Origin of the sequence: Vibrio sp. 1CM7H, assembly GCF_023161645.1 — a bacterium.
GTDB lineage: Bacteria > Pseudomonadota > Gammaproteobacteria > Enterobacterales > Vibrionaceae > Vibrio > Vibrio diabolicus.
The window spans coordinates 416,321-432,171 of record NZ_JALNTV010000003.1; the positions used below are offsets into that span (position 1 = coordinate 416,321).

Sequence of the window (15,851 nt, forward strand, 5' to 3'; positions counted from 1 at the left end):
AAAAGTGTAAGCAAACCGCTAACAAATGTCTTATGGCACGTTAATTGCTGTGTTAATAATCAGTTTTGTTAATAGTCAATCTTTTGGCTTAGAGGTGCTAATGAAAGTTGATGGTATTCAGGCAGAAATGCGCGCCATGATGGTAGAAGCAACCAATACTGCTCCTACTGCAAGTGGGGCGAAAGTTGGAGCAGATTTTAATGATCTCCTAACTAAAGCCATCAATAACGTGAACACACTTCAAAAAGCATCCGGTGATTTACAAACCCGTTTTGATCGTGGTGATGCCGATGTTTCCCTTTCTGACGTTATGATTGCTCGTAACAAGTCTAGTGTCGCTTTTGATGCGACGGTTCAAATTCGCAATAAACTCGTTGAGGCGTATAAAGACCTCATGAACATGCCAGTGTAATTTAGGTAATAAGTGTGGCAGACAAGTCTACAGATTTAACCGTCACTGAAGGCGGCTCAGATGGTGCACTGGTAGCAAGTTCCGACGTAGATGTGGAGAGTCAAAATCCAGATCTAGATGAGCGCAGTGCGTCAAAATTTGATATGGCAGTGGGTGACCTTGATTTACTTCGTCAAGTTGTACTTGTGCTGTCAATCTCCATCTGTGTTGCATTGATCGTGATGCTGTTCTTTTGGGTCAAAGAGCCGGAGATGCGCCCGCTTGGAGCGTATGAGACCGAAGAGTTGATCCCCGTTTTGGATTATCTGGACCAGCAAAAAATCAATTACAAGCTTGATGGTAATACCATTTCTGTTGAATCGAGCGAATACAACTCGATCAAACTTGGCATGGTTCGCTCGGGCGTAAACCAAGCCACAGAGGCGGGCGATGATATTTTGCTGCAAGATATGGGCTTTGGCGTATCACAACGTTTAGAGCAAGAGCGTCTAAAACTCAGTCGAGAGCGTCAACTGGCTCAAGCGATTGAGGAAATGAAGCAGGTTCGTAAAGCACGAGTCTTATTGGCGCTACCAAAGCACAGTGTTTTTGTGCGTCATAACCAAGAAGCATCAGCCTCCGTATTTTTGACACTGTCGACTGGTACGAACCTCAAACAGCAAGAAGTTGATTCTATCGTTGACATGGTGGCGAGTGCCGTTCCGGGAATGAAAACCTCCCGAATTACCGTCACAGATCAGCATGGCCGTTTGCTCAGTTCAGGCTCTCAAGACCCTGCTTCTGCAGCGCGACGCAAAGAGCAAGAATTAGAGCGTAGTCAGGAACAGGCGCTGCGTGAAAAAATTGATTCAGTGCTATTACCTATTTTAGGTTATGGCAACTACACGGCGCAGGTCGATATCCAAATGGATTTCAGCGCGGTTGAACAAACTCGCAAACGCTTTGATCCCAATACCCCTGCAACCCGCAGTGAGTACGCATTAGAAGATTACAATAACGGCAATATGGTCGCGGGTATTCCGGGGGCGTTAAGTAATCAGCCTCCAGCGGATGCCTCTATTCCGCAAGATGTGGCTCAGATGAAAGACGGTTCTGTCATGGGGCAGGGTTCGGTGCGTAAAGAATCCACGCGTAACTTTGAGCTTGATACCACCATCAGCCATGAGCGTAAGCAGACGGGGACGGTTGCTCGTCAGACGGTTTCTGTTGCGATTAAGGACCGTCGTCAGGTCAACCCAGATACGGGAGAAGTGACCTATACCCCGATGTCCGAATCGGAAATTAATGCTATTCGCCAAGTCTTAATTGGTACGGTCGGTTTTGACCAAGGCCGTGGTGATTTGTTGAATGTACTGAGTGTGAAGTTTGCAGAGCCTGAGGCTGAACAGCTGGAAGAACCACCAATTTGGGAGCACCCTAACTTCAGTGACTGGGTTCGTTGGTTCGCAAGTGCATTAGTGATCATCGTTGTTGTGTTGGTTCTGGTTCGCCCAGCAATGAAGAAATTGCTTAACCCTACCAGTGATGACGAAGACGAAATGTACGGACCAGACGGCTTGCCGATTGGTGCAGATGGTGAAACTAGCCTGATTGGCAGCGACATTGAAAGCAGCGAACTGTTTGAGTTTGGTTCAAGTATTGATTTGCCAAACCTTCATAAAGATGAAGATGTATTGAAAGCGGTTCGCGCTCTTGTTGCGAATGAACCTGAACTTGCTGCTCAAGTAGTGAAAAACTGGATGAATGACAATGGCTAACGATATCGTACCTCAAGATGACAACGCCGCGGGAATGCCAGTTGAGCTGGATGTCTCAACCATTACTGGCGAAGAAAAAGCAGCAATTTTGCTACTGAGCCTCAATGAACAAGATGCCGCTGGCATTATTCGTCACCTAGAGCCAAAACAGGTCCAGCGTGTGGGTAGTGCGATGGCTAAGGCGAAAGACCTCAGCCAAGACAAGGTGTCGGCCGTTCACCGTGCGTTTTTGGAGGACATCCAGAAATACACCAACATCGGCATGGGCAGCGAAGACTTCATGCGTAATGCGCTGGTGGCGGCTCTTGGTGAAGACAAAGCCAACAACTTGGTTGATCAGATCCTACTTGGTACGGGGTCAAAAGGCTTGGATTCGCTGAAATGGATGGACCCACGACAAGTGGCGAGCATCATTGTCAACGAACACCCGCAGATCCAAACCATCGTATTGTCTTATTTAGAAGCAGACCAATCCGCGGAGATTTTGTCTCAGTTCCCTGAGCGCGTGCGTTTGGATTTGATGATGCGTATTGCCAACCTTGAAGAAGTTCAGCCATCGGCACTGGCAGAGCTGAACGAAATCATGGAGAAACAGTTCGCGGGTCAAGCTGGCGCTCAAGCAGCCAAGATTGGCGGCCTGAAAGCGGCAGCGGAGATCATGAACTATCTAGACAACAACGTTGAAGGTTTGTTGATGGAACAGATTCGCGATCAAGACGAAGACATGGCGACGCAAATTCAAGACTTGATGTTTGTCTTCGAAAACTTAGTCGAAGTGGACGATCAAGGTATTCAGAAATTGCTGCGTGATGTACCACAAGACGTGTTGCAAAAAGCACTTAAAGGTGCCGACGATTCTCTGCGTGAGAAGGTATTTAAGAACATGTCGAAACGAGCGGCTGAGATGATGCGTGATGACATCGAAGCGATGCCGCCAGTTCGCGTGGCGGATGTCGAAGCGGCACAGAAAGAAATCCTGGCGATCGCTCGTCGCATGGCCGATGCAGGCGAACTCATGTTGTCTGGCGGTGCGGACGAGTTCTTATAATCTCTATTGCTCCGCGATTATCCTATTGCGGAGCACCCTCACTTCTTAATCGAATACATAATAGGTAACCCATGGCTGGCGAAAGAAAACGTGGATTTATCCGTCCTGATGAAGATGATTCGATGATCGAACCACAACGTTGGGGGTTGCCTGATTACGGTGAGCCCAAAGCCAAGCAAGCAAAACAAACCGCGTTTAACTATGACCCGGGTTGGGTACCGAATCTTGAAGAACCAGAAGAAGAGCAAGCACTTGAGCTAACCGAAGAGCAGATAGAGCTGATCAAGCAAGGCGCTTATCAGGAAGGTTTGTATCAAGGTCAAGAAGCAGGCTTTAAGCAAGGTTACGACAAAGGCAAAGAAGAAGGCCTGCAAGCTGGCCATGCTGAAGGGCTGGAGCTTGGAAAAGCCGAAGGCGTGACCGCAGGTCAAGAATATATTCAGCAGCAAGTTGAAACCTTTATGAACTTAGCGAACCAGTTTGCTCAGCCGTTAGAGCTAATGAATGCTCAGGTTGAAAAGCAGCTGGTGGACATGGTGCTCTGTTTAGTTAAAGAAGTCGTGCATGTCGAAGTACAAACCAACCCTCAAATTATTTTAGACACGGTTAAGCAGTCGGTTGAAGCGCTGCCAATATCAGGTCACCCCATTACCTTGCACCTGAATCCAGAAGACGTTGCGATTATTCGTTCAGCTTACGGCGAAGAAGACCTTGATTGCCGCAACTGGACGTTGGTTGCTGAGCCATCACTCAATCGAGGCGACGTCCAAATTGAAGCGGGTGAGTCAAGCATTAACTACCGTATGGAAGAGCGCGTCAAAAGCGTGTTGCACAGTTTTTGTGGTGCAAACCGTCATCAAGAGGGTGAATAATCCATGCAAGCATTGGCTGACCGTTTAAGAAACTACAAAGTTGAAGGCTTAACGACGCGCCCAGTTGCCTCTGGCAAACTGGTTCGAGTGGTTGGGTTAACGTTGGAAGCGACAGGCTGTCGCGCGCCAATTGGCAGTTTATGCTTAGTGGAAACCATGTCCGGTCAGATGGAAGCCGAGGTCGTCGGTTTTTCAGGTGATAACCTATTTTTGATGCCAAGCGAGCAAATTACGGGCATTTTGCCTGGCGCTAGAGTGACGCCATTAACCAGTGACGCTGGCTTGCCTGTTGGCATGGAGTTGCTTGGTCGCGTGATTGACGGGGTTGGTAAGCCGCTTGATGGACTTGGCCTGTTGTATACCGATCATCGCGCCTCTTTTAATGCTGAGCCAATCAACCCGCTGGCTCGAAAGCCAATTTCAGAGCCACTTGATGTGGGCTTGAAAGCGATTAACGGATTATTGACGGTAGGTAAAGGTCAGCGTATCGGTCTGTTTGCCGGCTCTGGTGTGGGTAAATCGGTCACGCTTGGCATGATGACGCGAGGTACAACCGCACAAGTTGTTGTGGTCGGTCTGATAGGTGAGCGTGGACGCGAAGTTAAAGAGTTTATCGAAGAGATTTTAGGTGAGGATGGACGACGTCGCTCTGTCGTTGTGGCTGCGCCTGCCGATGCTTCACCATTGATGCGTTTGAAAGGCTGTCAAACCGCCTTAACCATTGCAGAGTACTTTCGCGATCAAGGTTTGGACGTTCTGTTATTGATGGATTCCTTGACGCGTTTTGCGCAAGCACAGCGTGAAATCGCCCTTTCTGTTGGTGAGCCGCCAGCGACAAAAGGCTATCCGCCATCTGTGTTCGCCAAGCTACCTGCTTTGGTTGAGCGTGCGGGTAACGGAAGCGCCGAACAAGGCTCAATTACGGCGTTCTTTACCGTGTTGACCGAGGGCGATGATTTACAAGACCCGATTGCGGATGCATCGCGGGCAATTCTTGATGGTCACATTGTGCTGTCCCGTGAAATGGCGGATGCAGGTCATTATCCTGCGATTGACGTCGAAAAGTCGGTGAGCCGTGTTATGCCGCAAATCACCACTGAAGAACATGTTCTGATGTCGAAAGCCGTACGTCAGGTCTTGTCGATTTGCCGCAAGAACCAAGATTTGGTCTCGATTGGGGCGTACAAGCCGGGCACCGATCCTGCTATCGATGGCGCGTTTACATTGAAGCCAAAGTTAGACGAATACTTACAGCAGAGCATGAAAGAATCGGTGCCATACGATATGTGCGTCAACATGCTTAGAAACATTTTGGGCGGGTGATAGCGCATGAACAATGCGATGGAGTTCCTACTTGAGCAGACTAAAGAGCGTGAAGATCAAGCCGTACTTGCGCTGAACAAAGCGCGCTCTGAACTTGAAGATTATTACCGTCAGGTTGAGCAAATCGAAAAGTATCGCCTTGATTATTGCCAACAGCTTATCGACCGTGGGCAGGCTGGCTTAACGGCAAGCGAATATGGGCATTTAAATCGCTTTCTCACTCAGCTAGACGAAACGTTATCTAAGCAGAAACAAGCAGAAAGTCATTTCAAAGAACAGGTAGAAAACTGTCAAGAATACTGGTTAACAGTACGCAAAGAACGCAAATCCTATGAGTGGATGATCGAAAAGCGTGAGAAAGAGAAACAGCTTGCTGAAGCCAAACGAGAACAAAAGCAAATGGACGAGTTTTCAACGTTGCTTTACAGCCGTCGAGCGAAGCCTTTTTAATGTTTAAAAATTGACGTTGCTTCCACTTATGACACTCGTTTTGTCACTGCAGCAATGAGCTTGTTATTGGCGTAATTTTTGCAGATATCTTTGTAGATGATCACCCCAATAACCTAAATTTGCCACCGTGTGCAATTTAGCAGCGGCCTAGCGCTCGAAGCTGCTGATAATGAGAATTTCTATATGAATGTGAATTTGTCCAATGTTTCTGCGACGAGCAAGACGTCAGTGTCTGACTCTGCCGCACAAGCACCTACAGAAAACGCGGAGAACAAGGGATTTTTAGAAACCTTGACGGATGCGTTTTCAGGTTCACAAAAGTCAGAAAAAGTAGCAACGAAATCACTAAATGGTGAAGAACAAAACAGTGCCGAGATTAACAAGCTTTCGTCTGGCAAAGCTGATAGCCAAGAAGCAGTCACAGACGTGGCTCACGCGAGTAGTAACGACGCCGAAGAGTTTCTGGCGCAAGAAAGCCATCAAGAGCAAAGCCGCTCTGGCGACATGCTGACAGAGCATGCGAACACCATTCAAAGTGATGAGGCAAGCCTACTGGAAGCCAAACAAGGCGCGCACTCGCAAAATGATGCTGATGTCACTGAGAAAGTAGGTTCACTCTCTAACATCCCTTCAGCTGCTAATGGCGCAAAAAGCGCGATGGGTGAAGGACAACAGCTGCTTGGTCGTATTGAACAAGCGAATCAAACCTTGAAAGCGAATAATGCATCCATCGATAGTGGCAAAGTTTTGCCTCAACGAGCGGGTTTAGAACACTCGTTCAACGGGCAAACAACAGACATTGATGAACTTGCTTTGCATGACATGCCATCAGCTCAATCGCTTGAACAAGTGCAGGCAATGGCCGGGCAAGGCTTAGAGCCAATTTTAGATAAGCATGGTCAACCTATCGATGTCGATAAGCTCTCGTCTGAGTTTGCTACTTGGCAAGGTATGGCTAAACAAGTCAGTCACCCAACCGAGAAGGGCATGGTCAGTGGTGACGTTGCCAATGAACTATCGCCACTGGAGGTGGGTTTGGATGGCTCTAAAATTGATGCGCTTCAGCGTGTTTCCTTGGATGAACTCGAACTCATAGATACTAAACTGGCGCAGGGAAAACCACTGACTCAGCAAGAAACTGAGAACATAGAAGGGTTGAAAAAAGGGACGGTCATTGCCGATATTCCTGAGCAAGATCTTGCCCAGTTTGTTGCGCTTCCTACTGACGTTAAACAGGTTCTCGCCGAGCAGCAAGGACAACAGCATTTGGCTCGCCAGGCTACACCTATGGGGATGTCTCAGCAAGCCCTTAATTTTGCGCCTCAATCAGCTCAGCCACAAGCTGTTCAGAGTACAGATAAAGTCGCATTGTCTCCGATGCCAGATGCGTTGGCCGCAGCTCATTTTCCGACGGCGCTTCAAGGCGTAAAGGACGGAGAGGTTAACCAGAAAGTTGTGAATGCCGCATTGACTGCTGGTGCACTTAAAGCGACAGCGGATAAGCAAGATAAACCAGAACTTCAACATGGTTTAGCAGGGCAGCTTCAGGCGATGGCGGGTCAACAAGGAACAAACGTGCAGCAACAAGCGCGTATTGATGCCGCGCAGCAAGCTCAGCTTCCGTTGCAACTGACCAAAGAGTTGGCCAATGAGCAAGTGGCGGAAAAAGTGCAAATGATGATGTCGAAGAACCTAAAAAACCTCGATATTCGTCTTGATCCACCAGAATTAGGTCGTATGCAAATTCGTATGACGATGAACAACGATGTGGCTAATGTGCATTTTACGGTGAACAACCCGCAAGCGCGTGACATCATTGAACAGACGCTTCCTCGCTTGAGAGAGATGTTGGCGCAGCAGGGCATGCAACTGGCTGATTCTTCTGTTCAGCAACAAAACAGCGGGCAGCAGCAAGGTAGGTATACTGCTGAGCAACATGGTCAAAGTGCTCAAGGCAGCGGTTTTTCTGGACAGTCAGAAGAGAGCTTTGATGCTGACGTCAATCTGGATTTGAATGTGGCTTCAAAGCGTGATGGAATTAGTTTTTACGCATAACAGGCCGTTTAAAGGCAATAATACAAGGTTACCAAACGACTTCCTTAAGCATCTCGGTAACCTAAAAGAACAATAAGAGACAACAATGGCAGAAGAACAGTTACAAGGGGCCGATGCGCCGAAAGGAAAAGGTAAGTTACTTATCATCATAATCGCTGTTGTGGTATTGCTACTTGGCGGTGGTGCAGCAGCATTCTTTCTCATGGGCTCTGATGAACCAGCTCAGGCTGAAGCGTCTCAACAGGTTCAAGCGAAGGCATCAGATGCCTCGCCCATTGCCTACGTGAATCTTCCTCAGGCATTTGTATTTAACGTTACTGGGGACCGTCGCGACAGACTGGTACAAATTAAAGCGCAGTTAATGGTTCGCGGCGCAGAGAATGAAGAGTTGGCGCGGTACCATTCGCCACTGATTGAGAGCTCTTTGTTATCAACGTTTGCTTCGGCGACGGTTGATCAGTTGCGTTCTCCAACGGGACGAGTGGAATTGCGCGATCGTGCTTCCGAAGATATCAAAGCAGCGCTAAACGCTGCGGTCGGTAAGCCAGTGATTGAAAAAGTACTGTTTACAGATTTTGTTATTCAATAGGTAAAACGTGACCGATCTATTAAGCCAAGACGAAATTGATGCGCTATTGCACGGGGTTGACGATGTTGATGACGTCGATGAACCGATAGAAAACGACAACGAAGGTGCCGTCAATTTTGATTTCTCGTCGCAAGACAGGATTGTACGTGGTCGAATGCCGACGCTCGAACTTATCAACGAGCGCTTTGCACGACACATGCGTATTAGTCTGTTTAATATGCTGCGTAAAACGGCAGAAGTGTCGATCAATGGCGTGCAGATGATGAAGTTTGGCGAATACCAAAACACATTGTACGTGCCAACCAGTTTGAACATGGTGCGTTTTCGTCCGTTAAAAGGTACAGCGTTGATCACCATGGAGGCTCGCTTAGTCTTTATTCTGGTAGAAAACTTCTTTGGTGGGGATGGTCGATTCCATGCCAAAATCGAAGGGCGCGAATTTACCCCAACGGAACGCCGCATCATTCAGCTGCTGCTGAAGATTGTATTTGAAGACTACAAAGAAGCGTGGTCGCCAGTGATGGGGGTGGAGTTCGAATATCTCGACTCTGAAGTAAACCCAAGTATGGCTAACATTGTCAGCCCGACAGAAGTGATTGTCGTGAGTTCTTTCCACATTGAGGTCGATGGTGGCGGCGGCGATTTTCATGTCGTTATGCCTTACTCCATGGTTGAGCCGATTCGTGAACTGTTGGATGCAGGTGTTCAGTCCGACAAGATGGAGACAGACGTCCGTTGGAGCTCAGCATTACGTGAAGAGATTATGGATTGTCCGGTTAACTTCCGCGTTAACTTGCTTGAAAAAGACATCTCTTTGCGTGACCTCATGGAATTGCAACCGGGTGACATCATCCCGATTGAAATGCCAGAACATGCGACCATGTTTGTAGAAGACCTGCCGACCTATCGCGTAAAAATGGGCCGTTCGGAAGACAAATTAGCGGTGCAAATTTCTGAGGAAATTGAGCGCCCACATGTAGTCAAAACAGATTTAGCTTTCTTGGGCAAGGACATCATGTCTGAGCTTGAGAATGAAGACGATATAGACGATTAAGATACCTTATTGAACAGACATGCTTTGGCATTAAATAAGGCTTAACACAGGATAGAAAAATGGAACCAAGTGACGATCAAAAGCTAGCAGATGAATGGGCAGCCGCTCTTGGCGAAGACCCGTCTGCACCTTCTGTTGACGTAGATGAAGTATTGGCCGCGCCACTGGAAGAGCTAAAAGACACTTCAAGCCCAATTACCGAAGATGAGCGCCGTAAACTCGACACCATCATGGATATTCCGGTGACGATTTCGATGGAAGTCGGTCGTTCACAAATCAGCATTCGGAACTTGTTGCAATTGAACCAAGGATCGGTTGTTGAGTTGGATCGTCTAGCGGGCGAGTCATTGGACGTATTAGTCAACGGTACACTGATTGCGCATGGCGAAGTCGTGGTCGTGAACGATAAGTTTGGTATCCGTTTGACGGATGTGATCAGCCAAACTGAACGAATTAAGAAGCTACGTTAAGATGAGCCGCTCAATCAAAACGCGATTGACGCAAATCACTGGAGCACTGAGCTTAATGCTGAGTGCTCCTTATGCATTTGCTGCCGCACCAAATAACCTGGATCTTGCGACGACACTGGGCTCGCTTGTGCTTGTGATCGGCGTGATTCTTTTGTTGGCTTGGCTACTTAAACGTATGCAAGTGCCGGCGATGGGACAACAAAAAGGCTTGCGTATTGTGAGTCAGTTGCCAGTGGGCACCAAAGAAAGAATCGCCGTAGTTCAAGTGGGTGAAGAGCAGTTTTTGGTTGGAATTACCAGCCAATCAATCCAAACGTTAGCCAAGTTAGATAAGCCACTGAAAGAGGAAGAGTTGGCGACCAATGCTTTTGCGACTCAATTTAGCCAACTGATCAAAAAACATGACAAAGGGTAACCCGATTCGTTTGCTCCTGAGCACGTTGTTGCTTTTCGTCGGCGTGCTGTTTTCTTCATTTTCGTTTGCTGAGGCAGAGGAGTCTGCTCTGCCTGACAACTTGGCTGATGGAAGTAGCGTCACTGTTCAGGCGATGCAAAGTGATACTGGCGCCAGTCGTGCTATGTCCGTTTCTAGTGGTGGTGGCATCCCTGCGTTTACTATGACCACAAACCCAGATGGCAGTGAAGATTACTCGGTTACGCTGCAAATTTTAGCGTTAATGACCATGCTTGGCTTCTTGCCTGCCATGGTGATTCTAATGACGTCGTTTACTCGAATTGTGGTGGTGATGTCGATATTGCGTCAGGCAATGGGTTTGCAACAAACGCCGTCTAATCAGGTCATCATTGGTATCGCGCTGTTTTTGACCTTCTTTGTTATGTCTCCCGTCCTGAACGAAATCAACGATAAAGCCGTTCAGCCTTATTTGAATGAGCAAGTCACGGCTCGAGAAGCATTTGATGCTGCACAAGCGCCAATGAAAGCGTTCATGCTTAAACAGACCCGAATCAAAGATTTGGAGACGTTTGTAACCATGTCAGGAGAGCAAGTTGAGAACCCAGAAGATGTGTCGATGGCGGTGTTGATTCCGGCTTTCATCACCTCGGAGCTAAAAACTGCATTCCAGATTGGCTTTATGCTCTTCTTGCCGTTTTTGATTATTGACCTCGTGGTAGCGTCGGTATTGATGGCAATGGGTATGATGATGTTGTCACCAATGATTGTTTCGTTGCCGTTCAAGTTGATGCTGTTTGTATTGGTCGATGGCTGGAACTTGATACTTTCGACACTCGCGGGCAGTTTTGCCCTTTAGATAAGCGCAGATAGAGGATAAGACATGACACCAGAAATGTTTGTCGAGCTTTTCCGTGAAGCACTTTGGATGGTGCTTATCATGGTCTGCGCCATTATCATCCCAAGTTTGCTTATCGGCCTTATTGTTGCGATTTTCCAAGCTGCGACTTCCATCAACGAACAAACATTGAGCTTCTTGCCGCGTTTGATTGTCACTCTTTTGGCTCTAATGCTATTTGGTCACTGGATGACGCAAATGTTGATGGAATATTTTTATGGCTTGATTGAGCGCTTACCTCAGGTGCTTTATTAGAGGCGCATATGGAGTACCCCACTAGCGTTGTCTTAGATTGGATCGCAAACTATTTCTGGCCTTACGTTCGTATCTCTTCCATGCTGATGGTGATGACGGTAACTGGGGCTCGATTTGTCTCACCACGAATCCGCCTTTACCTCGGGTTAGCCATTACTTTTGCCGTCATGCCAGCGATCCCTGCAGTGCCTCAAGACATTGAGTTGCTCTCGTTTCGGGGTTTTATGACCATTGCCGAGCAAATGATCATCGGTATTGCGATGGGTATGGTCACTCAATTTATGATTCAAACCTTTGTCTTGTTGGGACAAATATTGGGTATGCAGTCAAGTTTGGGTTTCGCTTCTATGGTTGATCCCGCAAATGGTCAGAACACGCCATTGCTTGGTCAGTTATTCATGTTTTTGACGACAATGTTTTTCCTTGCCACCGATGGGCATTTGAAAATGCTGCAACTGGTCGTGTTCAGCTTTAAAACACTGCCGATTGGCTCCGGCTCGCTCAACGCGGTTGATTTCCGTGAAATGGCAGGCTGGCTTGGTATTATGTTCCAAACGGCACTGAGTATGTCGCTATCTGGCATTATTGCACTACTTACCATTAACTTGTCGTTTGGTGTAATGACCCGTGCTGCACCACAGCTGAATATCTTTTCGCTTGGTTTTGCGTTTGCGTTGATGGTGGGTCTATTACTGTGTTGGTACATACTGGCTGGCCTTTACAGTCATTATGAAATGTTCTGGACAGTGGGTGAGGCGCAGATTTGTCGACTCATTCGCTTGGAGTGCTAAGAATTGGCAGAATCAGACGGTCAGGAACGCACCGAAGAAGCCACGCCCCGGCGGTTACAACAAGCCAGAGAAAAGGGGCAGGTTGCTCGGTCTAAAGAACTTGCATCAGCATCTGTACTGATCGTTGGCGCCATTTCATTGATGTGGTTTGGCGAGGCGTTAGCACGCTCACTGTTTTCCATCATGAGCCGTTTATTTGATCTTCAACGAGAAGAGATTTTCGATACTGCAAAACTGTTTGATATCGCTTTGGGCGCGATGAGTGATTTGTTGTTCCCACTATTTTTGGTGTTAGCGACATTGTTTACTGCCGCCATGATTGGTGCTGCGGGTGTGGGAGGAATCAGTTTTTCTGCTCAAGCGGCCATGCCAAAGCTGTCGAAAATGAATCCGCTTAGCGGTTTAAAGCGGATGGTCGGAATGCAAAGCTGGGTAGAGTTGATCAAATCAATACTTAAAGTGGTTTTGGTTACTGGTGTCGCGATCTATTTGATCCAAGCATCGCAGGCGGATCTGATTCAATTAAGTATGGATGTGTATCCGCAAAACATCTTCCATGCTTTAGATATTCTACTGAACTTTATCTTGTTGATCAGCTGTTCGCTGTTGATCGTGGTTGCCATCGATATTCCATTTCAAATCTGGCAGCACGCTGATCAGTTAAAAATGACCAAGCAAGAAGTCAAAGACGAATATAAAGAAACCGAGGGTAAGCCAGAGGTCAAAGGACGCATTCGTATGCTGCAAAGAGAAGCGGCTCAACGGCGTATGATGGCAGATGTTCCTCAGGCTGATGTTATTGTTACCAACCCAGAGCACTTTTCGGTTGCGCTTCGTTATAAACAGAAGACAGACCGTGCGCCGGTAGTGATCGCTAAAGGCACCGATCACATGGCAATGAAGATTCGAGAAGTCGCCCGAGAGCATGACATCACAATTGTACCTGCTCCGCCACTTGCTCGTGCGCTGTACCATACTACCGAGCTTGAACAAGAGATCCCCGATGGATTATTTACTGCGGTGGCTCAGGTTTTGGCATTTGTATTCCAGTTGAAGCAATACCGAAAACGAGGTGGACAGCGCCCCAAAATTCAGGATTACGATTTGCCAATCCCGCCAGAACACCGGCACTAATACTGAAAGAAGCCCAATTCTAAAAAGGCTAATTTAATCAGATATTAAGCTCTACTTGAGTGTTTAGTCATTATTTTGGCGTTAATTATGGTACATAGCTTGCTTAAAACGCCTTAATTATCAACCATACCTAAACTTTTAGGCCAAAGCGGTCGCGTATTAATAGTAAGAGCTAACGTGACGCTTCAATCGATTGAGATCTCTCGTAGTATGAAGTTAAGCCTGCCATTTGCAGATAAATTGCCACGAATCCCTCAGCGTGAAATGCCAGCTATTGGCGCACCGGTGATGGTTTTGGCCACCTTAGCGATGGTGGTGCTGCCTATTCCAGCCTTTTTGCTGGATATGTTCTTCACCTTTAACATCGCGTTGTCGATGGTGGTGTTGTTAGTGACCGTTTACACACGTCGTCCGTTGGACTTCGCCGCTTTTCCGACGGTACTGCTGATCGCAACCTTGTTGCGCTTGGCTTTGAACGTTGCTTCGACACGTGTCGTCTTACTGCATGGTCATGAAGGCGGCAACGCGGCAGGTAACGTAATTGAAGCGTTTGGTAATGTCGTTATTGGTGGTAACTACGCGGTCGGCTTAGTGGTTTTCCTCATCTTAATGATCATCAACTTTATGGTGGTGACCAAAGGTGCAGGTCGTATCTCTGAGGTAAGTGCTCGCTTCACCCTTGATGCGTTGCCAGGTAAGCAGATGGCGATTGATGCGGACTTAAATGCCGGATTGATAGACCAAGAACAAGCAAGAGTTCGTCGTTTTGAAGTGACCAAAGAAGCGGATTTCTATGGTTCAATGGATGGTGCCTCGAAGTTCGTAAAAGGTGACGCGATTGCCGGTATTTTGATTCTGTTTATCAACATCATTGGCGGTCTGTCGATCGGTATGGCGCAGTATGGATTGGGTTTCGGTGAGGCAATTGAAATCTATACTTTGCTGACGATTGGTGACGGCCTAGTTGCACAGATTCCATCGCTATTGCTGTCGATTGCAGCGGCGATGATGGTGACACGTCAAAACACCGATGAAGACATGGGGGAACAGCTGGTCTTCCAGATGTTCGATAACCCAAAAGCACTGATGATTACCGCAGCTATTCTCGGTGTGATGGGCATCGTACCGGGCATGCCACACTTTGCGTTTTTGAGTCTGGCGGTAGCGGCTGGCGCGGCGGCGTATTTCATCGATAAACGCCAAAAGCAGAAAGCGAAAGAACCGGCTTTACCAGCGAAAGCCGACGAAGGTGCAGAGCCTTCATCACAACGCGAGCTTTCTTGGGACGACGTCCAGCCAGTCGATATTATTGGCCTAGAAGTGGGTTACCGCTTGATTCCGCTAGTGGACCGAGACCAAGGTGGAGAACTGTTAGAGCGCGTAAAAGGTGTGCGTAAAAAGCTATCGCAAGATTTTGGGTTCTTAATCCCTGCGGTTCACATACGTGACAACCTTGAACTGACGCCAAACAGCTATCGAATCACATTAATGGGGGTTGCGGTCGGCGAAGCTGAGATTCGTCCGGATCAAGAGCTAGCGATTAACCCAGGTCAGGTGTATGGCATGATTGATGGCGAGCCAACCATTGACCCTGCATTTGGGCTGGAAGCCGTATGGATTCGCGAAGATCAGCGTGAGCATGCTCAGGCGCTAGGGTATACGGTTGTTGACTCATCGACAGTATTAGCGACGCACCTGAGCCAGTTATTGACTAATAACGCATCGCAGTTGATTGGTCATGAAGAAGTAGAGAATTTATTAGAAATGTTAGGACGCAGCGCGCCTAAGTTGGTTGAGAACTTTGTTCCTGATCAGTTGCCTTTAGGTGTGGTGGTGAAAGTCCTACAAAACTTGTTAAACGAGGCCATCCCAATCCGCGATATTCGCACGATTGTTCAAACTTTGGCTGAGTACTCAAGTAAGAGTCAAGAAGCTGACATATTGACGGCAGCAGTTCGAATTAGTCTAAAACGTCTAATTGTTCAAGAAATCAATGGTATAGAGCCTGAGCTGCCAGTGATTACTTTGATACCTGAACTGGAACAAATATTGCATCAAACTATGCAAGCATCAGGAGGCGAATCCGCGGGGATTGAACCGGGGCTCGCTGAACGATTGCAGTCTTCACTAAGCCAAGCGACACAGGAACAAGAATTGAAAGGCGAGCCAGCCGTTCTGCTTACTTCCGGTGTATTACGCTCGACGTTGGCGAAATTTGTGAAGAACACAATACCTAATCTCCGGGTACTGTCTTACCAAGAAATCCCGGATGAAAAACAGATCAGAATTGTGCAAGCCGTGGGTAACTGATCTCACGCATCATTAATGGAT

The 15,851-nt window shown here is 47.6% G+C and carries 16 protein-coding genes; all 16 read left to right on the forward strand.

The annotated features are described in order from the left end of the window. Positions 1-100 precede the first annotated feature (100 nt). The 16 genes from fliE (at position 101) to flhA (ending at position 15,830) form a co-directional block, all read left to right on the forward strand. A complete protein-coding gene (fliE, locus tag MSG33_RS14020) occupies positions 101-412 on the forward strand; it encodes a flagellar hook-basal body complex protein FliE (protein ID WP_012841525.1) in 312 nt (103 codons plus the stop codon). A gap of 14 nt (positions 413-426) precedes the next feature. Continuing rightward, positions 427-2,169, forward strand: coding sequence for a flagellar basal-body MS-ring/collar protein FliF (gene fliF / locus MSG33_RS14025; RefSeq protein ID WP_248381304.1), 1,743 nt, complete (start codon positions 427-429; stop codon positions 2,167-2,169). Further along, complete coding sequence (fliG, locus tag MSG33_RS14030) at positions 2,162-3,217, forward strand: flagellar motor switch protein FliG (protein ID WP_012841526.1); 1,056 nt, start codon at positions 2,162-2,164, stop codon at positions 3,215-3,217. The genes fliF and fliG overlap by 8 nt, the downstream gene beginning before the upstream one ends. Before the next feature lie 71 nt (positions 3,218-3,288). Then, positions 3,289-4,089, forward strand: a complete 801-nt coding sequence (fliH, locus tag MSG33_RS14035) for a flagellar assembly protein FliH (RefSeq protein WP_006741700.1) — start codon at positions 3,289-3,291, stop codon at positions 4,087-4,089. Between the two features lie 3 nt (positions 4,090-4,092). Continuing rightward, on the forward strand, positions 4,093-5,412 hold the full coding sequence (fliI, locus tag MSG33_RS14040; RefSeq protein ID WP_248381305.1) for a flagellar protein export ATPase FliI: 1,320 nt from the start codon (positions 4,093-4,095) through the stop codon (positions 5,410-5,412). Positions 5,413-5,418: 6 nt separating this feature from the next. Then, complete coding sequence (gene fliJ, locus MSG33_RS14045; protein WP_012841527.1) at positions 5,419-5,862, forward strand: flagellar export protein FliJ; 444 nt, start codon at positions 5,419-5,421, stop codon at positions 5,860-5,862. 183 nt (positions 5,863-6,045) lie between these two features. Further along, positions 6,046-7,917, forward strand: a complete 1,872-nt coding sequence (locus MSG33_RS14050; RefSeq protein ID WP_248381306.1) for a flagellar hook-length control protein FliK — start codon at positions 6,046-6,048, stop codon at positions 7,915-7,917. Positions 7,918-8,002: 85 nt separating this feature from the next. Beyond that, positions 8,003-8,506 (forward strand): flagellar basal body-associated protein FliL, encoded by a 504-nt coding sequence (gene fliL, locus MSG33_RS14055; RefSeq protein WP_012841529.1) that lies wholly within the window; start codon positions 8,003-8,005, stop codon positions 8,504-8,506. 7 nt (positions 8,507-8,513) lie between these two features. Then, entirely contained in the window at positions 8,514-9,560 is a 1,047-nt protein-coding gene (gene fliM, locus MSG33_RS14060; protein WP_006741703.1) for a flagellar motor switch protein FliM, read from the forward strand. A 59-nt stretch (positions 9,561-9,619) separates the two neighbouring features. After that, a complete protein-coding gene (fliN, locus tag MSG33_RS14065; protein ID WP_012841530.1) occupies positions 9,620-10,030 on the forward strand; it encodes a flagellar motor switch protein FliN in 411 nt (136 codons plus the stop codon). A gap of 1 nt (position 10,031) precedes the next feature. Then, on the forward strand, positions 10,032-10,445 hold the full coding sequence (gene fliO / locus MSG33_RS14070; RefSeq protein WP_046875540.1) for a flagellar biosynthetic protein FliO: 414 nt from the start codon (positions 10,032-10,034) through the stop codon (positions 10,443-10,445). Next, a complete protein-coding gene (gene fliP / locus MSG33_RS14075) occupies positions 10,432-11,301 on the forward strand; it encodes a flagellar type III secretion system pore protein FliP (protein ID WP_006741704.1) in 870 nt (289 codons plus the stop codon). Before fliO ends, fliP begins: the two co-directional genes overlap by 14 nt. A 24-nt stretch (positions 11,302-11,325) precedes the next feature. Beyond that, on the forward strand, positions 11,326-11,595 hold the full coding sequence (gene fliQ, locus MSG33_RS14080; protein WP_012841532.1) for a flagellar biosynthesis protein FliQ: 270 nt from the start codon (positions 11,326-11,328) through the stop codon (positions 11,593-11,595). Positions 11,596-11,603: 8 nt separating this feature from the next. After that, a complete protein-coding gene (gene fliR, locus MSG33_RS14085; RefSeq protein ID WP_005384463.1) occupies positions 11,604-12,386 on the forward strand; it encodes a flagellar biosynthetic protein FliR in 783 nt (260 codons plus the stop codon). 3 nt (positions 12,387-12,389) lie between these two features. Further along, positions 12,390-13,520 carry a flagellar biosynthesis protein FlhB gene (gene flhB, locus MSG33_RS14090; protein ID WP_005380490.1) on the forward strand — a complete coding sequence of 377 codons (1,131 nt, stop codon included), beginning with the start codon at positions 12,390-12,392 and terminating at the stop codon, positions 13,518-13,520. A 210-nt stretch (positions 13,521-13,730) separates the two neighbouring features. Then, positions 13,731-15,830, forward strand: coding sequence for a flagellar biosynthesis protein FlhA (flhA, locus tag MSG33_RS14095; RefSeq protein WP_041853026.1), 2,100 nt, complete (start codon positions 13,731-13,733; stop codon positions 15,828-15,830). Positions 15,831-15,851: the final 21 nt, after the last annotated feature.